The sequence below is a fragment of the Paenibacillus aceris genome (genome assembly GCF_017874035.1).
Taxonomy (GTDB): Bacteria; Bacillota; Bacilli; order Paenibacillales; family NBRC-103111; genus Paenibacillus_E; species Paenibacillus_E aceris.
On the sequence record NZ_JAGGKV010000002.1, the window covers coordinates 442253 to 463371 of the forward strand.

The window sequence follows — 21119 nt, forward strand, 5'->3', positions numbered from 1 at the left end:
ATTCACCTCGCAATCCTTCCATTCCCTTGTTCGATTTGGATATCAATGTGTGCAGGTTCAACAAGCCAATTACGCGTAATGCCTTGTTTCAGCCTTTCAACCTCTTGCTCGAATTGATCTGAAGCCTGAGGCGAGGCGGTTGTTTCTTTCTCATTTGCTTTGATCCTGATGGGATCTACGGGCTTGATCGGTTCCATGACTGCAATACTTTTGGAGCCATCAACCGGCTTAGATTTGCTCTTCGCTTCTATATCATCAAGGGTGACCCTGACTCTCGTAATAGCAGGCTTCCCGTTATTGTCAATTTGTGCAACCACCTGAACGTCTTGGACTGTGAGGTCTGTCTGCGTCTGTATGTCCTCTTTCATCATTCCGGCGAGCTGCGTCTGGATCATCTGCTGTGATTGCTTTTGGCCTGCTGCTTGGAGCTTTTGAGCATCCTTCGTAATCACATCGAGTGATTTCATCCATGGACTTCCTCCGCTTCCGCTGGCTAGCATCGTCTTTTCGTTTTGCTGTTTTTCCGCTTGACTGAGCAATTGATCCACATCCCAATTTTTTTGAAACAATTGCAAGACAGGCGTTAAAAGTGTGAGTAAAATGAATAAGCTCATAACTGTTTTTACATAGCGCTGCATGGTGTTGCTGGGGAGCAGAAGATCAACGAAAGTGGCCAGCATAATGACCATGATGACCGTTTTCAGCCATCCGGCTAACCAGTCCATAGTGAATCTCCTTTCACCGCATCATCACCGAGACATTACTGATCGTAATCATGATCGTTAGAGCCAGAAAGAACATTAAGCTGACGGCTGCCAGAGCGGCAAAAACATAAATCAAACTTTTTCCGATTGTTTGCAGGCAAGCTATGATCGGGCTGTCTCCCAAGGGCTGCATGACGGCTGCGGATAAATTGTAGATGAAAGCTAAGGTCAAAATTTTGATCGCCGGGAATGCGCAAAGCATAATCAGAATGACCACACCGACGAGACCGATTGCATTCTTCACAAGCAAGGATGCGCCTATGACCGTCTCCGTTGCGTCGGAGAATAGCCGCCCCACCACAGGAACAAAGTTCCCGGTGATGTATTTGGCTGTTCGAATGGCTACTCCGTCCCTCACCGCACCCGCAGTTCCCTGGATGGAGATCACACCTAGAAACACAGTAACGAAAACTCCAAGCATGCTCAGGCTTATCGTGCGCAGCAGGTTCGCCAGCTGGGTGACTTTGTATTTCTCGCTAAGCGAGCTCACGATGTGCAGGATAGCCGAGAAGAACAATAGAGGGAAAACAAACACATATATGGCGGTGCCAACCGAATGAATCATGAAGACAATGAGCGGATGCAGGATGGCAACGGAAGTCACATTGCCCATTGAAGCTAAGAGCGTCAAAAGTAAAGGCATGATCGCAATCATAAATTGGATCATCGACGTAATTGCTGTTTTGGCATATCCGATTGCTACGCTGAAGGAATTGATTGCGATAATAATCAAGACCATATACGTAATGGAGTAGCCCAGCTTACTTACCGTGTTTCTTTCAAAAGAACTTTGCAGCGTTTCGAGAATCATACTGAAGATCGTCAGAATCACTATGGAAGCGAGCAGCTTGCCGTTAATGATGATTTCATGGAATACGTAGCGTAAAAGTCCTTTAAATATGCTTTTCATGCTGATTCCCTTAGTGCCCAAGAGCAGTTCCATGAAGGTTGGCGTCTTGCTTTCGGGAAAGTAGCCGCCGTAATCTTTCATGAGCTTATCCCAATATTGCTCGACAGGCTGAGTGTTTAAATGATCGGCCTGCTCCTTGATAATCACGTCTGTCGGCGACTCGGCCGTGGTGGAATTTGACATCCCGAGCCACAGAGCCATGGTCATGATGATCAGGATGATCCATCGGTTGTTCAGCTTCTGGTTCGAATAAAGCAGGTTCATTTCAGTCACTCCTACATGAATCATCTAAGCCGGGAGCAGCTTAACAACGGTCTCGATGATGACGGTAATAATCGGGATTGCCATCACCATAATGAGCACTTTCCCAGAGAGTTCGATCTTGGAGGCGATGGATTCTTGACCGGCATCCCGTACGATTTGTGCGCCGAATTCGGCAATGTATGCCACACCGATAATTTTCAGAATCGTTTTGAGAAACACCATATTAATACTTGATTTTTGCGCCAAATCTTCAAGCACCTGGATGACACTAGAGATTTTGCCGATCAGAAACAAGAAAATCATGATGCCTGTAAAGGCGGCCAGCAAGAACGCAAACATGGGTTTCTGCTCTTTGATGATGAGTGTAAGAATCGTAACGATGAGCCCCAAGCCTACAATCTGGATGATTTCCATACGGCGCACCTCATTGGAATAGGAAGATCGTTTTGATTTCTTTAAATAAATGATCGAGCATGCTAACAACCATGAAAAGCACGACCACGAAGCCAATGACCGTAACCCAATGCGCCATATCCTCTTTCCCCATTTGCTTGAGCACCGAATGGATCATCGCAATGATGATGCCGATGCCGGCGATCTGGAAAATGGCATTTACATCTACGTTCATTCCAGGCACCTCACTCTGTTGACAAGGAACTTCTGTCATCCCGACAAGTCCCCTGCTCCCCTTAATACATCAAAATTACGATTAATGCTCCGATAAGGACGCCTAGGCTTTTCCACATTTTCTCGTAGCGCCTCTGTTCTTCCCTAGACTCGGTTTCTTCGGCCTGAAGTTGGGAAATAGCGAGCCGCAAATGCTTGATTTGGTCGCTGCGGTCGGTCACACCAAGCACTGACCCCAACTGCAGGACAACCTCTTGTTCCGCTTGTTTCATCGAAGTTCTTGCCCAGACTTCCTTTACACTCCTATGCCAAATCTCCCGTGTCGATGTCCCGTCATTCGCCGACAACCGCTCTGACGTTAAGCGAAACAAGGAGGAGAGCGGCTCAGCCACCTGTTTGCCAAGTGAAGCGAACGCTTCTGGCAGCGGTGTAAGGGCATAGGTGATTTCCGTCTCCATGCGCCCCAGTGCAGAGATCAGCAACCGGATTTGTTTAGGACGCCGAACGTAGTGAGCAGCCTGCAGAAAGCCATACAAGGTGGCGGCACTGATAATAAGAACCCCGCCAACGAATTTCAGCATCTTTCATCATCCTTTATGTGCAGGATAAAGTTCCAATGGCTTGCCCAGCCGATCCAGTATGCGAAATGCAGCCGGCACGCCTTTTCTTCGATGCAGGATGACATATCTCGTAAACACACCCTCTTCCAAAAGCTGCTTCAGCACCGGCCTCATGCGGACATCCTCATAATCGGCACCATGTGCAGTGGCAACGATGCGAATCCCCGTATGTACAGCCTCATGGATCGCCGCTGCATCCTCTGGTCGACCGATTTCGTCGACGACGAGTACGTCCGGTGATAAAGAACGAATCATCATCATCATGCCTTCCGCCTTCGGACAACCATCCATAACATCTGTTCTCGGACCCAGATCGAATCTAGGCACGCCTTTGACACATGCCGCTAATTCCGATCGTTCATCGACAACGCCCACCTTCTTGCCTGTAGTGGCGATCGCATTCGCTCCCCACTCTCCGCGGCTGATTAGCCTGGTCAAATCGCGAATTAACGTCGTCTTTCCTTGCTGCGGCGGTGAAATAACGAGCGTGTGATGAATACTTCGCAAAATAGGGTCGAATAGATGCGGCAGCACCTGCTTGCCTACCCCTTGTATTTCGCGGGCAATCCGAATGTTGAAAGAGCTGACATCGCGAATTTGCTTGACGCCACCTTGATCTAGCACTGTACGTCCTGCTAGTCCAACTCGATGGCCGCCGGCGATCGTGATAAATCCTCTTCGCAGCTCTTCTTCATGGGTGTACATGGAATGATTGGTGAGCATCTCCAGCAGGGTAAGACAATCTTGACGGGTTGGCTTGTACGCCCGTTCTTCCTGCGTCACCATTTGACCTCTCTCATCAAGGAAAGCGTACCCGTCACCCCAGGTAAGCTCGAAGGGGCGTGATTCTCTCACCCTAATTTCCTCAACGCTAGCTTGTACGTCCGGCGGCAAACCGGAGAGCAGAATCCGGAGCGTTTGTGGGAGAATGTGCATAATCGTATCGTGCATAGAGAGACATCCCTCCAAGTTGTCCAGTCTTCTATACTCATTTCTATGCTTAATAGAAAGAAATATGACCGATTACTTTTTTAAAATACCTATGAAAAGACAGCTTACTCCCGCAATCACCCAGAGCAGCTTGCTGTAGGATAGCTTCTCTGCTATCCCTACTAAACCAATCGTCGTCGTAGCTAGTAGTACTAGAGGACCTACTAGAGCGAGCGTAGAGTTCACAAGCAGCGCTTTCTCCACCGTCGCCAGTCTTAGCATCACGATGGCAGCAATGATCTCCATGCTGCCCGACATCATCCTCAGCGATGCCATCGTCAGGACAATTTTGTTCATGCTTTTTACTCCTCCCTTAAAAAGAAGCAGCTCTTTTGAGTCGCGCCGCAGTTACTCAGCGGAGCAATTTTATAAAAGGCCGGAAGAGCGACTTTTGCAAATCTGTTCCTACTATCCCGAAGGCCAATCCAATTAGAGGAACAGATTTGCAATGGAGTCTGGAGGTTTTTATAAAATTGCGGAGCCTCTAGCCTAACTTTAATGTTCAGCGCGGTTCAACGGCAGCTCACTCTTTTTACCCTACCTTATGCAGGCTCGTCTGATTTTAGGCATAGTGGGCACCACCATTTGCCCAGATGCATATGCTGTACTCATAATTGATCCTTCGAAGGACAGTGAGGAGAAATACAGATGGAAGTGACCTCTTATTTGAACTGGAACCCCGTTCTGGCCGACCCCACAGGACAAAGGCAGGCCAAACCAAGAACACTGGGTAAAACGATGGTGATGGATAAAGGCTTAGGGCCGAACGCATTTCAAGATATGCTTAGCATAGGCAGCAGCCATCTGGATATGATCAAACTTGGCTTCGGCACATCTCCTCTTTATCCGCAGCACGTACTGAAAAGTAAAATTAACCTTGCCAAAGAAAACGGGATTTGCATTTATCCTGGAGGCACTTTTCTCGAAGTTGCAATCACACAGAACGCAGTGGATTCCTATTTCGATATGATCGTGGCACTCGGTTTTAACGGCGTTGAAATATCCAATGGAACCATTGAGTTCAACCGTAAATTTAGAAATGAGTTAATTATGAGAGGTTTGGATGAGGGATTAGAAGTCATAACCGAGTATGGAAAAAAAGGCTGGGGTTCCGCTATTGAATTAGAGGAGTTAATCGAAACCGTTTTGTTAGACACCGAATTCGGCGCTTCCTTAGTAACCATTGAAGCTCGCGAATCCGGCATGGGTGTAGGAATTTTTGATCATCAGGGGAAATGTAAGGACGAGGAAGTCGGGCAAGTGCTCGCCGCCGTATCCGGGCAGCAGCTTCTCTGGGAAGCGCCGCTCAAAAGTCAGCAGGTGCATTTGATTAGCATGCTTGGATCAGATATCCATTTGGGCAATATCTCACCAGATGAGCTTATTGCCTTGGAAGCATTGCGCAGAGGACTGCGATCCGATACGTTGTCCTTAGGTACCAGAAAGGAATAAAACATGTATATCGAGGTTGTCGCCAACATCGGCGAAGCGAGAAGTGACGATTTTCTTCATAAAACCGTCATTGTCGTTGATGTTATCCGTGCAACGAGCACGATCATCACCGCACTGATTAACGGTTGCAAAGCCATTATTCCCGTGGAGACCGTTCTGAAAGCCAAAGAGTTGTATCGTGAGGGTGATCTGCTGGGAGGGGAGCGATTCTGCAAGAAAATCCCCGGCTTCGATTTGGGTAATTCACCATTGGAATTTACCAAAGAAGTCGTTCAGGGCAAGCGCGTAATCCTGACAACCACGAATGGCACTAGGGGCATTCAAAAAGCGATGAAAGCCGATCACGTGCTGGCAGGCGCATTACTTAACAGCAAAGCTTGCGCGGAGGCTGCCATTGCCTTAAAACGGGACACTGTCATTCTATGTGCGGGCACACAGGACGTCTTCTCGCTAGAGGATGGGCTTTGTGCTGGACTTATTCTTGAGGAATTGGTATCAGCTTTAGGCGAGAAGCATGTTGTAACCAATGATTTCGGGTTGGCTATGCGAGGATGTTATTTGCATGCTAAAAATACGTTATATGAAACATTGTTAACCTGCACGAATGGCAAAAAGATGTGCAAGTCCGGTTTCCAGGCCGATGTTGTGTCCTGCACGAAGACGAATATCACTGATCAGGTTCCGATCCTGGAACAGGATCAAATGGTACTGCTGCAGCTTAGTCAAGGTCGCCGTGCGTTCTAAATACAAGCCCCTCTCATAAACTAAGATGGAAGTTATGAGGGCGAGGGGTTTTGATCATGAATGGTAATATACTCTTAGTTATTCTCATTGTTATAGGACTTATTGGCCGTTCGCCAATTATTACAACAGCTTCCTGCATGCTGCTGGCCATGAAACTAGTCGGATTAGTCCGATTTTTCCCCGCGATGGAGCGCAGAGGCTTAGAGCTTGGCTTACTTTTTTTGACGATTGGCGTGCTTGTTCCGTTTGCCAGCGAGCGAATCTCCATGAAAGACATTATATCTGTATTTACCACATGGCCGGGAATCATCGCTCTTCTAGGTGGAGCGATCGCTACCTATATGAACGGAAAAGGGTTGGAACTGCTAAAAATAGACCCACAATTAATTGTGGGTCTTGTCATCGGTTCCATATTTGGCATTATCTTTATGCGCGGAATTCCGGTCGGCCCTTTAATGGCCGCCGGAATTACAGCTTTTCTATTAAAGCTTGCTTATTTTATATCCGATAAATTCAGTTAAACTTACATTTATCTGCGATCTTGAGGCCCGCCAACAAATGCTTGCTCCGTAGTGTCCAAGCCGTACGCTGTATGCAACGATTGGATTACTTCCGTCAAGTTCGTGTTTTCGATGACACAGGACACTTTGATCTCCGAAGTGCTTACTAAGGAAATGGAAATGCCAAGATCGGAAATCACCTTAAACATTGTAGCGGCAACTCCTGGCGTGCTTACCATGCCAGCGCCCACGATGGACACTTTCACCATATTTACTTCGAAAGTCACTTCACGGAAGCCGATTTCGCCGCGGATAGATTCAATCGCATCCAAAGCTTTTTCACGGTCAGCAAGCGTCGTTGTGAAAGAGAAATCCGCTGATCCGTTGAGAACACCGCTTTGTACAATGATATCTACATCGACTTGAACCTCGGCAAGCGCCATAAATACTTTTGCCAGCTGACCCGGTTTCTCAGGTACACCTAGAATACTAACTCTTGCCACATTCTTGTCGTAGGCGATGCCACGGACAACGATTCCTTGCTCCATCACTGCTTCCTCCTTCACGTTGGTACCTTCATTGTTAGTAAAACTGGAACGTACCACCAAGGTGACGTTATAGTTTTTGGCATACTCCACTGCTCTCGGATGAAGAACCGCAGCTCCTAGATTAGCAAGCTCCAGCATTTCATCATAGGAAATTTCATTAAGTTTTCTTGCGACTTTCACAATGCGTGGATCTGTTGAGTAAATTCCGTCTACATCGGTATAAATCTCACATAGATCTGCTTTGATCGCAGCAGCAAGCGCGACTGCCGTCGTATCCGATCCGCCGCGGCCAAGCGTCGTAATTTCTCCCGCTTCGGTCATGCCTTGGAAACCAGCCACGATCACGACGTTCCCTTGTTCGAGCGCACTCAGAACGCGATGCGGCTGAATATCGGTAATTCTCGCTTTCCCGTGTACATCTTCTGTAAAGATCCCGCTCTGCCAACCGGTGTAAGAAACCGCTTGTTCGCCTAAACTATGTATCGCCATCGATAAGAGGGCTACGGAAACCTGCTCTCCTGTCGTTAACAGCATATCCATTTCACGAGCCGGAGGGGCTCCATCGTAAATTTGCTTAGACAGATCAATCAAATCATCCGTTGTATCTCCCATCGCCGAAACGACAACAACGCAGCTGTGGCCTGCTTGCTTTCGCTCAACGATTCTTTTTGCAACACGTTTCATTCGCTCCGCATCACCGACAGAGCTTCCGCCAAATTTCATCACTATTAGAGACAAAGCTGACCCACTCCTAACGCATACTAGTGCATAACAATTCAATATTATAGCATAAAATGTGCTTTTGTGGTAAGAAATGCACATGCAAAACAAAAAAACTCCCTGACTTGTCAAAGTCAGAGAGGCTTGTCCTAGTTGAAACTAGGCGCGGGAAATATAACGGCCGTCTTCGGTATCAACCGTAAGCACATCGCCTTCGTTAATAAACAATGGAACTTGAACAACAAGGCCAGTTTCCACTTTAGCACCTTTAAGAGCGCCTTGAGCCGTATTACCTTTAACACCAGGCTCAGTTTCAACAACTTTCAAATCAACGCTTTTCGGCAAGTTGATCCCAAGAATTTCACCTTGGTAGCTCAAAATTTTGATATTCATGTTTTCGAGCAGGAAGTTCAATTCCCATTTCAATTGCTCACGGGAAAGGCTGAACTGGTCGAAAGTTTCTGTATCCATGAACGTGTACTCATCGCCGCTTGCATAAAGGTACTGCATTTCACGGTTATCGATGTGTGCGCGGCCCACGTTCTCGCCTGCGCGGAATGTACGCTCAACGGTATTTCCGTTGCGCAAGTTTTTCAGTTTGGAGCGCACGAATGCAGCGCCTTTACCTGGTTTAACGTGTTGGAAATCTAAAACTGTAAAAATATCGTGTTCTACTTCAATGGTAAGACCTGTTTTGAAATCATTTACTGATATCACTTGTGAATCCCTCCGCTAGTCAATAATAAGAAAATCTTTTGTAGAATTTGTAAGTATTTTAATGCCGGTGTCAGTAATTACTGCGTCATCCTCAATTCGAACTCCCCCAAAACCAGGGAGATAAATACCGGGCTCCACCGTAACTACCATACCAGGAGTTAAAATCGTATCCTCGGTTTTCGACAAGCGCGGAGATTCATGAACCTCCATGCCTAAACCATGTCCGGTACCGTGACCGAAGAAATCGCCATAGCCATGCTTCACGATCACATCACGCGCATAAGCATCGCCTTCTCTGCCTGTAATTCCCGGCTTGAGATTGGCTAAACAGTTCAATTGAGCTTCCAAGACAATGTCATAAATTTCTTTATGCTTGTCTGTCGGCTTTCCTAGCATAACTGTTCTTGTGATGTCAGAGCAATACCCTTTATAATACGCTCCAAAATCTAATTTGACAAATTCGTTTATTTGGAGCACGCGATCGCTTGCTTTTCCGTGAGGCAGTGCAGAGCGTTCGCCGGAAGCAACGATCGTTTCAAACGAGGTGGATGTACCGCCATTTTTACGGATGAACATTTCAATCTCAAGTGCAATATCCAATTCCTTCACGCCAGGCTGGATATAGGACAAAATGTGCGAAAAGGTCTGGTCAGCCAAGTCAGCAGCTTCCTGCATAATTTGCAGTTCAGCCTCGTCTTTGACCATCCGGATGACTTCGAGAAGCCTAGCTGTCGGCACTAGCTCGATGCCCGGCAATGCCGCTTGGTAGTTGAGGAAGTCGCCGTAGGATACATCCCCTTGCTCGAATCCAAGCTTCGTAATCCCCTGCTTTTGCAAGAGATCTTTCACTGTTTCCATCGCTTTAGCCTGATGTTCAACCACTTCAAAATGCTTAGCTTGCTGAGGAGCCTGCGTCATATACCGAAAATCAGTTAAGAGGATTGCTCGGTCTAATGTTATAAGTACATAGCCAGAGGAGCCGGTGAATCCAGATACATATGTACGGTTATATGCGTTCGTGATGAGTACTGCGGGTAAGTTTTGTTCTTGCATAACCTTGCGAAGACGTTCAATACGTTTCTCCTGCATCGAAATCACCAATCCTTCCTTTATCCTTGCACATGAGGTATTAATGCTCTTAATCCTAATTCATAGCTTTGAACGCCGAATCCGCAAATCTGACCGATAACCACCGGCGCGGTTACCGAATGATGGCGAAACTCCTCGCGCTTATGAATATTCGATAAATGCACTTCGACGGTAGGCAATTGAACCGAAGCCAATGCGTCGCGGATCGCATAGCTATAATGCGTAAAAGCGCCCGGGTTAATGAGAATGCCATCTTTCGTGCCGAAAGCTTCATGAATTTTATCAATAATGTGGCCTTCATGATTCGATTGAAAGCTCTCTACCTCAACCGAAAGAACTTCAGCTAATTCAGTCAAGCCTTGAATAATGGCCGAAAGGGAAACCGTTCCATACACGCCAGGTTCACGTATGCCCAGCATATTTAAGTTAGGCCCGTTAATCACAAGAACCTTTTTCAACAGGAATCACTCCCCAGCATTTTTCAGTCGCACAGACTTTATGAGCCTATTTAACCTTTGATATTTTACCATAACTTTCATGTCTTGTGTATAGGCTCTCTCGTTCTGGTATCCGTGTATTCGATGGCAATGGAATAACCAATAAACATTCCCCAAAGCAGGAACAAACAGAAATCGCTCAATATGGTATTGATGTCCAAATCCGTAATCCAATACGTCATCCCGGCCAATGGCCCGATGAACAAATAAATCACTGCCCACCAAAGTGCACCATAACCAAGTCCCCACCAAGCTGATTGCAGCTTCCACATAGTGACCATATAGATGAAGGCTGCAAAGATGGAGAATATTGCGAAAAATCCCCACCCAATTAGTATCCCCTGCCATGTCATTAGGAAATCGTGCTTGAAAAACGGCTCGACGAGAAAACCTACGTCAATTTTGGTGAATTTTAAATAATGTTCAATTATTTTCAGTGCTCCCCAAATGAACCCAGCGAAAAAGCCAATGTATATGACAAAAAGCCACCGATTTGTTTTGATTTCCTTCACTTGTTTCTCGCTCATCAGACATTCTCTTCCTTTCTTCTACAGTTACTGCACGTAATTCTCAGGCAAGAATAGTATGTTCTTCCGTTATCGGTAGCATTCAACCCCTGAATCCGTTACAATAAGAAAGTACAAAAAACCGAATTCGAGAAAGAGAAGAAGGTGGATCTCATGGCAGAACAAAACAGTATATATGGAGGACAAGCCGTCATCGAGGGCGTCATGTTCGCAGGAAGAAACGTGCATGTAACCGCCGTGCGCAAGAAAGATGGCTCACTTGATTTTTTAGAAGTCCCGAAGAAAGATATTCCTTGGGTCCAAACACTCAAGAAAATCCCGTTCGTCAGAGGGATTGTCGGCATTATAGAATCCAGCGCCAAAGGTGCGCAGCATCTTAATTTCTCCGCGGAGTCCTTCGCCGAACAAGAAGGAGAAAAAGATAACGCAGTGACCCAGCAAGACGAGAAACCGGGTTTCTTCTCTAATATTTCGATGATTCTTGGTGTGGCGGTCGTGGGTGTCATTTCGTTTCTTTTCGGAAAATTCGTGTTCACCCTAGTTCCAGCCGTCATTGAACAGTTTTTATTTCAAAATGTATTTAGCAATCAAATTCTTCATAACCTTATAGAAGGTGTTATCAAAATCATTTTGCTCGTCGGATATATTTATTTCATATCCCTAACACCTATGATTCGCAGATTGTTCCAATACCACGGAGCTGAGCATAAGGTTATCAGCGCCTATGAAGCTGGTGTGCAGCTTACCGTCAGCAACGTACAGAAATTCAACACGCTGCACTATCGTTGCGGCAGCAGCTTCATTGTTTTCACTGTATTGATCGGCGTCGTTATCTATTCGTTCCTTCACTATGACGGATATGTCGAGCGGATCTTGCAGCGACTAGTGCTTCTCCCAGTCGTCATCGGAGTATCTTATGAAGTGCTAAGATTCACGAATTCCCTTCGTGAAGTGCCATTACTTCGTTACCTGGGCTACCCTGGCCTATGGCTGCAGCTGCTGACTACCAAAGAACCTGAAGACAGTCAAGTTGAGGTTTCCATCGCTTCCTTCAATCGGATGCGTGAAGCCGAAAAAAGAATAATGGAGGGACGGGCATGAGAAGAAGATTTTCGCCGATCGAAGTCGCAATCGGGATTTTGATTGCGATTGGATTGATCGTAAGTTTGCGAACTTTATTCATTCCAATTCTCGTGTTAGGCATTATTTTTCTACTTTACAAATTCCCGCCTTCTCGTTGGAAAAAACCTTCGTATGGCCGCGGGCCATCCAAAGCAAAAAGGAAAAACGCCAAATTTCGCGTGATCAACGGCACAAAAGACACAGACTCCGATGATTTCCCGAAATATCATTAATACCATTGGTTATTTGGACTGACTACGAAGCACGTACTTCTCATAGTCCACTTCGTAAGTTTGGGCGGACCACTTCTTAAAATAGTCTCTAGAAGCCTGATATCCCGATTCATAAAGGGATAAACTTAATTCCTTAGATAAATTAAACTGTGTATTCCCAACTCCCAAAGTAGGAATTTTAACGGTACGGAACCGGTTTTTTTGTTCAATGTACCGCTCGTCGTGCGCACTAAGCATCGTGCCAAATAAGGCTTCAAGCATCGTAATTGGTCCCTTAATTTTGTGCGTAGGCGTTTCGCTTTTTCCGACTAATTGGAAGCCGATAACGGGGATGATCTCCTCGCGATCCGTATCCCGATCGAACACCCACAAAGGATAGTTGCTTAACAATCCTCCATCTACGATATAATAAAATTGCTCTGTGAAAGGCACTGCCTTCTCAGAGCTTTTTATTTTGCGGCGAATCATAACCGGGTCGAAGAAATAGGGAATACTAGTGCTCATGCGAACCGCTTTGGCAATTGAGAACTTCTGCGGATCAATCCCGTATTGCGCAATATCCTCCGGCAAAATAAGCAGCTTGCCCTGCGTAATATCAGATGCAATAATGCGCAGCTGATTATGCTTCAAATCACCAAAAGTGCGAATGCCTTTGGCTGCCAGCTGCGTGTTTACCCAATATTCCAACGCTTCACCGGAATACAACCCTTTTTTGATCAGCAGCCGTACGGCAGGTCCGATGATTTTGGCATTAAAGATCGGTGACCGCTGCATAAACGACTTGAAAGGAGCCCTCATGATCAATTCTCTCATCTCTTCTCCGGTATATCCCGCTGCCAGAAAAGCCGCTACAATCGACCCAGAGCTTGTACCTGCAACTTGATTGAATACATGCCCCTGCCTCATTGCTGCACTTACCCCACCGGCAAGCGCAATCCCCTTAACGCCTCCACCTTCAAACACGCCGTTGATTAACAAATTCGACACCCCTCTCTGAAATCATACAAAAGGGCTTACTTTGTTATGTATGCAGAGGCAGTTTGTTTCTATGCACATAAAAAAGACAGAGCACCGCTAGTAGCGGCCTCTGCCTAATTGTCAGCTTCTAATTCTTTGCGAACATTCATAAGTTCTTCAATCCGATTCGGTTCCCTGCGGAAATATTCGACCAAAGTCTCAATGCATGTAATGGAATCCCAGCTTAAATGATGCTCAATTCCCTCAACATCCTTATATATATTGTCCTCTTGGACGCCTATAATTGTTAAGAAATTTTCTAGCAATTGATGACGGTCAACTAGTCGCTTACCCATTTTCTTTCCTTTTGGAGTTAACATAAGTCCGCGGTACTTCTCATAAATCAAATAATTGTCTTTGTCCAGCTTTTGAATCATTTTCGTCACGGAGGAGGGATGCACTTCCAGCCCTTCAGCAATGTCGGAGACACGAGCGTAACCTTTCTCGTCTATGAGCTTATATATTCTCTCCAGATAGTCTTCCATGCTTGGTGTAGCCATTGCTTTATTTCCCCCTGCTTTTCCTTTATTTCCTGCCTACTTGCTTAACTATCATAATCCATCAACCTTAATGAGGTCAAATATCCCATGGTTCATCTAATCAATGCCTTGGAACACTAAATGCAGGAACGATTATGATCCTGATTTGTTGAAAGGAGCTCTCCATGTCGACAGAATTACTGACCAGACCCGTCCCTGGCACAACGGTATTCGTACCAGAGCTTGTTTATTTTGAACCTGATGCGATGAATTATTCCAAAGGTCAAAAAATCTATGAATGGGCTAAGCAGCAAGGCTTGGAGATTCATATGACAACCTCACATAATCAAATACGCGATTTACCTGGCGATTCCGAGCTTGAAAAATACCGAATTGCCAAACGAACACTAGTTGTCGGCATTCGCAAAACCTTGAAATTCGACACTTCAAAACCATCTGCCGAATATGCGATCCCGATTGCAACAGGCTGTATGGGACACTGTCACTACTGCTATCTCCAAACAACGTTAGGAGCGAAGCCCTATATTCGCGTTTACGTAAATATGGACGATATTCTGGGTGCCGCCCAGAAGTATATCGATGAACGTGTTCCAGAGATCACCCGCTTTGAAGCTGCGTGTACATCGGACCCTGTTGGTCTGGAGCATATCTCAGGCTCCTTGAAGCAAGTCATCGAATTTATGGGGCAGCAAGAGCATGGCCGCTTGCGCTTTGTAACAAAATACCATCATGTAGAGCCTCTTTTGGATGCTAAACATAACAAACACACTCGTTTTCGCTTTAGTGTGAACGCTGATTACGTCATTAAACATTTTGAACCAGGCACTTCAAAGTTTCACGAGAGAATTGAAGCGGCAGCTAAGGTAGCTAAAGCCGGCTATCCGCTTGGTTTTATCATAGCCCCTATTATTTGGCACGAAGGCTGGAAGGAAGGCTATGCGACCCTTTTGGAACGTCTGTACAACGAACTTCCATCGGAAGCAACGCAAGATTTAACCTTTGAAATGATTCAACACCGATTTACAAGAACAGCAAAAAACGTCATCGAAAAAAGGTATCCAAAAACGAAGCTTGAAATGGACGAAGAAAAAAGAAAATACAAGTGGGGTCGTTGGGGCCAAGGTAAATACGTTTATCAAGATGAACAAGCAAACGCACTAAGAGAATTTATCACAGAACAAATCTTTGACAAATTCCCTCAGGCCAAAATTGAATATTTCACTTAATTAAAACTTCAACCAATCCGGGGTTATGGTGTTTAACCAAAGTGTGATCTGCGTCATCTTGCCTGTATAAAGCAAAATCGCAATCACAACCATTAAACCCCCTCCTATTTTCATAATAAGATTGGAATAACGCAAAATCCATTTCGTTGAACCGATAAAAAAAGATAACACAAAAAAAGGAATAGCAAAGCCTAACGAATAAGCAGTCGTTAACTGAAACCAAGTGCCAGGTTCTGTTGTGGCCAACGCAAGAATTGCCGACAAAATCGGCCCCACACAAGGTGACCACCCCGCGGCAAACCCCATCCCAACTAGCACAGAGCCTAAATAGCCCGCTGGACGAAACTTAATCTGAAGTTTACGTTCTTTCATTAGCCATTGCGGTTGGAAAATACCTAACAGGAATAACCCCATTATAAAAATCAAGAGCGCTGCAATTTGCCGCAGCAAATCTCGATAATCAATGAAAAAATTACCTAAAAAACCTGCAGTTAAGCCTAACGCATAAAAAATAATTGAAAATCCAACGATAAAACTAAACGTATGCAGCATCGTTTGACGGCGCACTTGAGAGGACGTCTCGCCAGATTTCAACTCACTTACTGAAATTCCCGTTATGTAGGAAAGATAAGAAGGATATAATGGCAAACAGCATGGCGAGATAAAGGACGCTATCCCCGCCCATAAAGCGATCCATAAATTAACAGAGTCCATGTTAAATCCTCAATCCTCTTTTTAGAATAATCCCGATCAGCATCGCGATGAGCGTTAACACAACCGTTCCGCCCGGAGCGAGGTCCCATACCCCAGCAACAACAAGACCAATAACAACAGCAATTTCCGAGAAAATAACAGCCAAAATAACCGAGTGCTTAAAGCTTCTAGCTATTAACAAACTGCATGCGACCGGGATCGTCAACAAGGATGAAACAAGAAGTGCTCCAACAATTTTGATCGCAACAGAAATAACCAACGCGGTAAGCATTGTAATCATCATATTATAGTATTTAAGCGGAAGTCCACTTACACTAGCTGCATCCTCATCGAAGAACATGAGAAAGAACTCTTTAAAATGAACAGCGATGACACCTACTACTAGAACAGACACACCGAGAACAACCCAAAGATCTTGCTGATCAAGCGTATAAATACTTCCGAACAAATAGCTCATTACATTCATATTAAAACCTTTGCCGAGTGTAAAAAGAATCGTGGCCAGCGCAACTCCGCCTGACATTATGATAGCGATAGAGAGCTCCGCATAGGTCTTATAAGCCTTGCGTAAACGCTCAATAGCAAAGGAGGCAAGCAGAGCAAAGACAAGCCCTACTCCTAACGGGTACACGTTAATGAGAAAACCAAGGGCGACCCCCGCAATTGAAACGTGAGCTAATGTGTCCCCGATCATCGATAATCGCCGAAGGACAAGAAAAACGCCCATTAATGGCGCTGTGAGCCCAATCAATATACCGCCGATTAGAGCGCGTTGAAAAAAATACTCCGTGAATATGTCCAAAATGCCCGCTCCTTACTGAACTCCGATCATCTCGCGGATCTGGCCGATCGAATGTGTCAAATTCGTTTCCCGGCAATCCTCGGGATCATGAGTATGCTTCACATGAAACTTAATGCCGCCGCTAACCTGCTGCGGCTCTGTACCTAAATAAGACTGCATCATATCCATATCATGAGATACCATGATGAAAGTCATATGATGATGCTGATGCATGTGGCGGATCATCCGGAAAAATCCGGTCTGCGTCTCCGCATCGATGCCTACAGTCGGCTCATCCAAAATGAGCAGCTCAGGGTTATTCACAATCGCGCGCGCGAGGAAAGCGCGTTGCTGTTGTCCGCCGGACAGCTGACCGATCTTGCGGTCAGCCAAGTCCTCGATGCGCATAGCGAGCATCGCGTCTTCGGCTTTTTGCAGGTCGGCTTTAGAAAGCCGGCGGTAGATCCGCTTCTTCGAATACATCCCCGACAAAACAATTTCCCTCACCGTAGCAGGGAATAGCGGATTGAAGGCATTTTTTTGCGGAACATAGCCAATTCGTTCCCAATCTTTGAATTGGCTTAGCGGGCTGTCGAACAACCGGATCTCCCCGTCGGTCGGCTTGAGCAGTCCAACGAGCATTTTGAGCAGCGTTGTTTTGCCCGCGCCATTGGAGCCGATAACACCTACGAAATCCCGTTCAAGTACATCGAAACGGAGCTGATCTATGACTTTCTTATGTTCATAAGAAAATGAAACATTCTCAATAGACACGATACTACGGTGGCAAAACTCTTTTGGGCTAATCTCCATTTGTTAACTCCTGACTCGTAGAATGGGCCTGCTCATCTTATTGTAAGGCAATCACTAAATTTTTCAAATTTTTGTCCATGATCGAAATATAATTGTCGCCGGCCTTTACTTGCTCTTGTGTTAAGCCTTCAATCGGATTCAGCACCATCGTATCCACTTTTGCGTCTTTTGCTAACGTTTTTGCTAGCTTATCGGATACAAGCTCCTCAAAAAATATATATTTCAAATTATGATCTTTAATGTATTCATTCATTTTTTTTAGATCTTGAGCGGTTGGCTCAGCATCCGGAGATAATCCCATAATAGCTAGTTGTGTTAAACCATAATCTCTGCACAAGTAAGCAAATGCTTGATGGGAAACGGCAATTTCCTTTTTCGAAGTTTGCCCTAGCTCCTTTTTATAGCGAGCGTCTAAATCAGTTAACTTTGCTGCATAATTCGCATAGTTTTGCTCGAATACATCTTTATGTGCCGGATCAGCGCTAATCAGTGCCATTTTAATATTATTAGCCATTTTTACAGCATTTAACGGGCTTAGCCACGCATGAGGATCGAATTCTTCTTTATTTTCGGAAGTTTTAATCAAATCCGCGCCTTTACTTGCTTCTACTACCTTTAAAGTTGAATCTGGCGATAGACTTCCGAGGAAATCCTTTACCCAGCCTTCAAAACCCGCGCCTTGGTACACGAAAACCTGCGCCTGCGTCATATTTTTAATGTCTCTGCTTTTAGGCGACCAATCGTGGGGTTCTACTCCTGCTGGGACTAAATTGATAGCATTTACATATTCTCCACCAATTGCTTGAGTAAACTCATACAATGGATAAAAGCTCGTCACCACATTGACTTTCCCTTGCACCAGGTTAGCTTTCGAGCTTGCAGCACTGCCGCACCCAGTCAATATAACAGCGAAAATAGCCATAACGGCTATGTACAGAACTTTCTTTGAACGAATCACTATCATCACTCCACTCACGTTCTAAATCGTAATATTTTTTATTAACGAATTGATTATACGAGTACCCCTACTTGAAGTCAATACATCTGAAGGTAAAATAAAAAAGACCAGCTGCTAATGTCACAGCATGGCCTTAATTACAACTTTATTGGTTTCCATCGTCTTTCTTTGAACTTTCCGAATCAGATTGGTCAGAAGAACTTTTATCTTTCTTCCCTGCCCCACCCTCTGACTTGGATTGCGCTGGTTTTTCGCTTTCTTCTTTCAATTTCTTATATCGCTCTTCCGATTGCTTCATTAACTTATTCTCTTGTTTAACCTTATGTTGAATAATTTCATTGTACATCTCATATTGCTTTTTTAATTCCTGATTAATAACACTATTATCTTCTTTTTTAGTGCTGGAAGCCTTAGATTTCGAATCTTTCTTCTCTTCCTCTTTCTTCTTATCGGAGCCTCCTCCAAAAATAGAACAAGACGTCAAAACAAGAACCATCACTGAAACAAAGATTAATTTCATAATAGATCTAGCTCTCATTCATATCACTCCGTGGTTTGTTTCCCTTAGCTTGCCCCACTTAGATGATCGTCCATACCCAAAAGAAACACCCTTTCACTATGAAAAAATAGGGAAAGGGTGTTGTCATTTCGTTATTTTACAATCGAGCCATTGGGCATCGAATCCGGCACAGTAGCCAGCGTCAGCTGGTCGCCATGTGATGCGGCAAGAATCATACCTTGAGACAACTCGCCGCGCAGCTTGGCAGGCTTAAGATTCGTAACGCAAATAACTTTACGCCCAGCTAGCTCCTCGGGCGTATAAAACTTCGCGATGCCCGAGACCACTTGACGCTGCTCATACCCCAAATCGAGCTGCAGTTTTAGAAGCTTATCGGCACCTTTCACAGGTTCCGCTGACAGGACCTGAGCTACGCGCAGCTCGACCTTGGCGAAATCGTCAATCCCGATTTCATCCTTAGGTTCCGGCGCAGGCACAGCTGATGGCGCAGCCGCTGGTGCTGCTTGTTTTACTTCGTCGGCCGTGGCTGCCGCTCCGCCGCCCATTGCCTCGACGATGTAAGCAACCTCTGCCGGTGCATCCAGTCTCGGGAACATAGGCTCTCCCTTTTGCACGATAGTGCCTGAAGGAAGATGCCCGAATGACTGTACGCTTTCCCATGCGGTTAAGCGCGGCAGGTCCTCAGCAGCTACGCCAAGTTGCTGCCAAATCAACTGTGGTGTCTTCGTCATGAATGGACGCAGCAACACAGATGAAATGCGCTGGGATTCAGCCAGCACATACATGACGGAGCCAAGTGTTTCGCGCTTGGCTTCATCCTTCGCCATCGACCACGGCTGTGTCTCGTCGATATATTTATTCGTGCGGCTGATCAACTGCCACACGGCAGAAAGTGCAATGGAAAACTCCATTTTTTCCATTGCTTCTTCATACTTCGCTACCGTTCCTTGAACAGTCTCCAAGAGACTGTCGTCGAATTCGGTAGCTCCAGCCACGTACGCTGGAATCGTGCCAGCGAAGTACTTATCGATCATTACGATCGTACGGTTCAGCAGATTCCCCAAATCATTAGCAAGATCATGATTTACCCGCTCTACAAAGCTTTCCGGGGTGAATGTTCCATCAGCCCCAAAAGGCACCTCGCGCATCAAGTAATATCGAAGCGCATCCAGTCCATAACGATCAATCAACGTCACGGGATCAACGACATTCCCTTTGGACTTTGACATTTTACCGTCTTTCATAAGCAGCCAGCCATGCGCGAAAACTTTTTTAGGCAGCGGTAAATCAAGCGCCATCAACATAATCGGCCAGTAAATGGTATGGAAACGAACAATCTCTTTACTCATCAAATGCACATCTGCAGGCCAATACTTTTCAAAATTACTTGCATCTTCCGAACCATAGCCAAGCGCAGTAATGTAGTTAGAAAGAGCATCAATCCAAACGTAAATCACATGCTTAGGATCACCGGGAACTTTGATACCCCAATCAAATGTCGTTCGAGACACCGCCAAGTCTTCAAGTCCTGGCTTAATAAAATTATTCAACATCTCATTCTTACGAGACTCAGGCTGAATAAAATCAGGATTCTCCTCGTAGTACTGTACCAAACGATCCGCATACTTGCTCATACGGAAAAAATAGGTTTGTTCCTTCATTTTTTCAACAGGGCGGCCACAATCTGGGCACTTCCCATCAACCAGTTTACTCTCTGGGAAAAAGGACTCATCAGGAATACAATACCAACCTTCATATTCGCCTAGATAGATATCACCTTGATCCAGTAATCTTTGAAAAATTTTGGCAACCGCATCTTTATGACGAGGTTCCGTAGTCCGAATAAAATCATCGTAAGAAATATCTAGCTTGCTCCAAAGCTCTTTAATCCCAGCAACAATGCCATCTACAAATTCCTGTGGTGTTGTCCCTTTCTCTTGTGCTTTTCGTTCAATCTTTTGCCCATGCTCATCTGTACCCGTTAAATACCTTACATCAAAACCGCGAAGCCGTTTGTATCGCGCCATGGCGTCGCCAGCCACCGTTGAGTAGGCATGACCGATATGCAGCTTATCACTTGGGTAATAGATGGGCGTCGTGATGTAAAACGTTTTCGAATTCGTTGTCATCCTTAGTTCCTCCTAGCTAAAAGTAGAAAACACAAAAAGCCCTCATCCATCTTGGGACGAGAGCTGAACTCACGCGGTACCACCCAGGTTCCCCCGCCTTTCACAAGCTCGGGGCTCAGTAAGTCTATTACGACTTG

26 protein-coding genes are annotated in these 21119 nt (G+C 45.5%); 6 read left to right on the forward strand and 20 right to left on the reverse strand.

The genetic code is table 11. The features are described from left to right. Window positions 1–2: 2 nt before the first annotated feature. The 7 genes from spoIIIAF to J2Z65_RS06380 form a co-directional block, all read right to left on the reverse strand. Window positions 3–725 carry a stage III sporulation protein AF gene (gene spoIIIAF / locus J2Z65_RS06350; RefSeq protein ID WP_167053569.1) on the reverse strand — a complete coding sequence of 241 codons (723 nt, stop codon included), beginning with the start codon at window positions 723–725 and terminating at the stop codon, window positions 3–5. A gap of 13 nt (window positions 726–738) precedes the next feature. Continuing rightward, complete coding sequence (gene spoIIIAE / locus J2Z65_RS06355) at window positions 739–1938, reverse strand: stage III sporulation protein AE (protein WP_167053566.1); 1200 nt, start codon at window positions 1936–1938, stop codon at window positions 739–741. 24 nt (window positions 1939–1962) lie between these two features. After that, complete coding sequence (gene spoIIIAD, locus J2Z65_RS06360) at window positions 1963–2352, reverse strand: stage III sporulation protein AD (RefSeq protein WP_057306424.1); 390 nt, start codon at window positions 2350–2352, stop codon at window positions 1963–1965. A 10-nt stretch (window positions 2353–2362) separates the two neighbouring features. Next, a complete protein-coding gene (gene spoIIIAC / locus J2Z65_RS06365; RefSeq protein WP_029197158.1) occupies window positions 2363–2566 on the reverse strand; it encodes a stage III sporulation protein AC in 204 nt (67 codons plus the stop codon). Between the two features lie 61 nt (window positions 2567–2627). Then, window positions 2628–3146, reverse strand: a complete 519-nt coding sequence (gene spoIIIAB / locus J2Z65_RS06370) for a stage III sporulation protein SpoIIIAB (protein WP_167053564.1) — start codon at window positions 3144–3146, stop codon at window positions 2628–2630. A 6-nt stretch (window positions 3147–3152) separates the two neighbouring features. After that, window positions 3153–4136 carry a stage III sporulation protein AA gene (gene spoIIIAA / locus J2Z65_RS06375; RefSeq protein WP_167053562.1) on the reverse strand — a complete coding sequence of 328 codons (984 nt, stop codon included), beginning with the start codon at window positions 4134–4136 and terminating at the stop codon, window positions 3153–3155. Window positions 4137–4208: 72 nt separating this feature from the next. Continuing rightward, window positions 4209–4472 carry a YqhV family protein gene (locus tag J2Z65_RS06380; protein WP_167053560.1) on the reverse strand — a complete coding sequence of 88 codons (264 nt, stop codon included), beginning with the start codon at window positions 4470–4472 and terminating at the stop codon, window positions 4209–4211. Window positions 4473–4823: 351 nt separating this feature from the next. Between J2Z65_RS06380 and comA the strand changes: the two genes are divergently transcribed. The 3 genes from comA to J2Z65_RS06395 are packed head-to-tail and all read left to right on the forward strand — an operon-like array spanning window position 4824 to window position 6892. After that, window positions 4824–5627, forward strand: a complete 804-nt coding sequence (gene comA, locus J2Z65_RS06385; protein WP_167053558.1) for a phosphosulfolactate synthase — start codon at window positions 4824–4826, stop codon at window positions 5625–5627. 3 nt (window positions 5628–5630) lie between these two features. Then, complete coding sequence (locus J2Z65_RS06390; protein ID WP_167053556.1) at window positions 5631–6371, forward strand: 2-phosphosulfolactate phosphatase; 741 nt, start codon at window positions 5631–5633, stop codon at window positions 6369–6371. Window positions 6372–6427: 56 nt separating this feature from the next. Beyond that, window positions 6428–6892: a DUF441 domain-containing protein gene (locus J2Z65_RS06395; RefSeq protein WP_167053554.1), complete on the forward strand. Its 465-nt coding sequence runs from the start codon at window positions 6428–6430 to the stop codon at window positions 6890–6892. Between the two features lie 8 nt (window positions 6893–6900). Here the strand turns inward: J2Z65_RS06395 and J2Z65_RS06400 are convergent, their stop codons facing one another. The 5 genes from J2Z65_RS06400 to J2Z65_RS06420 form a co-directional block, all read right to left on the reverse strand. Further along, window positions 6901–8157: an aspartate kinase gene (locus tag J2Z65_RS06400; protein ID WP_167053552.1), complete on the reverse strand. Its 1257-nt coding sequence runs from the start codon at window positions 8155–8157 to the stop codon at window positions 6901–6903. 141 nt (window positions 8158–8298) lie between these two features. Beyond that, window positions 8299–8856: an elongation factor P gene (gene efp, locus J2Z65_RS06405; RefSeq protein ID WP_167053550.1), complete on the reverse strand. Its 558-nt coding sequence runs from the start codon at window positions 8854–8856 to the stop codon at window positions 8299–8301. Window positions 8857–8871: 15 nt separating this feature from the next. Continuing rightward, complete coding sequence (locus tag J2Z65_RS06410; protein WP_167053548.1) at window positions 8872–9945, reverse strand: M24 family metallopeptidase; 1074 nt, start codon at window positions 9943–9945, stop codon at window positions 8872–8874. Between the two features lie 20 nt (window positions 9946–9965). Further along, on the reverse strand, window positions 9966–10403 hold the full coding sequence (gene aroQ, locus J2Z65_RS06415) for a type II 3-dehydroquinate dehydratase (RefSeq protein ID WP_167053546.1): 438 nt from the start codon (window positions 10401–10403) through the stop codon (window positions 9966–9968). Between the two features lie 77 nt (window positions 10404–10480). Beyond that, window positions 10481–10969, reverse strand: a complete 489-nt coding sequence (locus J2Z65_RS06420; protein ID WP_167053544.1) for a YqhR family membrane protein — start codon at window positions 10967–10969, stop codon at window positions 10481–10483. 153 nt (window positions 10970–11122) lie between these two features. Here J2Z65_RS06420 and J2Z65_RS06425 point away from each other — a divergent pair, with 153 nt between their 5' ends. Together J2Z65_RS06425 and J2Z65_RS06430 are read left to right on the forward strand one after the other, a co-directional pair. Beyond that, complete coding sequence (locus J2Z65_RS06425) at window positions 11123–12070, forward strand: DUF1385 domain-containing protein (RefSeq protein ID WP_167053542.1); 948 nt, start codon at window positions 11123–11125, stop codon at window positions 12068–12070. Then, on the forward strand, window positions 12067–12324 hold the full coding sequence (locus J2Z65_RS06430; RefSeq protein WP_167053540.1) for a hypothetical protein: 258 nt from the start codon (window positions 12067–12069) through the stop codon (window positions 12322–12324). Before J2Z65_RS06425 ends, J2Z65_RS06430 begins: the two co-directional genes overlap by 4 nt. Before the next feature lie 9 nt (window positions 12325–12333). On the opposite strand, the gene J2Z65_RS06435 is transcribed toward J2Z65_RS06430, so the two are convergent. Continuing rightward, on the reverse strand, window positions 12334–13302 hold the full coding sequence (locus J2Z65_RS06435; RefSeq protein ID WP_167053539.1) for a patatin-like phospholipase family protein: 969 nt from the start codon (window positions 13300–13302) through the stop codon (window positions 12334–12336). A 113-nt stretch (window positions 13303–13415) separates the two neighbouring features. Next, window positions 13416–13841 carry a transcriptional regulator MntR gene (gene mntR, locus J2Z65_RS06440; protein ID WP_167053537.1) on the reverse strand — a complete coding sequence of 142 codons (426 nt, stop codon included), beginning with the start codon at window positions 13839–13841 and terminating at the stop codon, window positions 13416–13418. A gap of 164 nt (window positions 13842–14005) precedes the next feature. Between mntR and splB the strand changes: the two genes are divergently transcribed. Further along, window positions 14006–15067 (forward strand): spore photoproduct lyase, encoded by a 1062-nt coding sequence (splB, locus tag J2Z65_RS06445; RefSeq protein ID WP_167053535.1) that lies wholly within the window; start codon window positions 14006–14008, stop codon window positions 15065–15067. Here splB and J2Z65_RS06450 read toward each other — a convergent pair whose 3' ends face one another. From J2Z65_RS06450 to metG, 6 genes are all read right to left on the reverse strand, one after another. Next, a complete protein-coding gene (locus tag J2Z65_RS06450; protein WP_167053533.1) occupies window positions 15068–15781 on the reverse strand; it encodes a cytochrome c biogenesis CcdA family protein in 714 nt (237 codons plus the stop codon). 1 nt (window position 15782) lies between these two features. Continuing rightward, a complete protein-coding gene (locus J2Z65_RS06455; protein WP_167053531.1) occupies window positions 15783–16583 on the reverse strand; it encodes a metal ABC transporter permease in 801 nt (266 codons plus the stop codon). 12 nt (window positions 16584–16595) lie between these two features. Continuing rightward, window positions 16596–17375 (reverse strand): metal ABC transporter ATP-binding protein, encoded by a 780-nt coding sequence (locus tag J2Z65_RS06460; protein WP_167053529.1) that lies wholly within the window; start codon window positions 17373–17375, stop codon window positions 16596–16598. A 37-nt stretch (window positions 17376–17412) separates the two neighbouring features. After that, window positions 17413–18339: a metal ABC transporter substrate-binding protein gene (locus J2Z65_RS06465; protein WP_193580781.1), complete on the reverse strand. Its 927-nt coding sequence runs from the start codon at window positions 18337–18339 to the stop codon at window positions 17413–17415. Between the two features lie 139 nt (window positions 18340–18478). After that, window positions 18479–18871 carry a hypothetical protein gene (locus J2Z65_RS06470; protein WP_167053527.1) on the reverse strand — a complete coding sequence of 131 codons (393 nt, stop codon included), beginning with the start codon at window positions 18869–18871 and terminating at the stop codon, window positions 18479–18481. A gap of 113 nt (window positions 18872–18984) precedes the next feature. Then, entirely contained in the window at window positions 18985–20982 is a 1998-nt protein-coding gene (metG, locus tag J2Z65_RS06475) for a methionine--tRNA ligase (protein WP_167053525.1), read from the reverse strand. Between the last annotated feature and the right edge of the window lie 137 nt (window positions 20983–21119).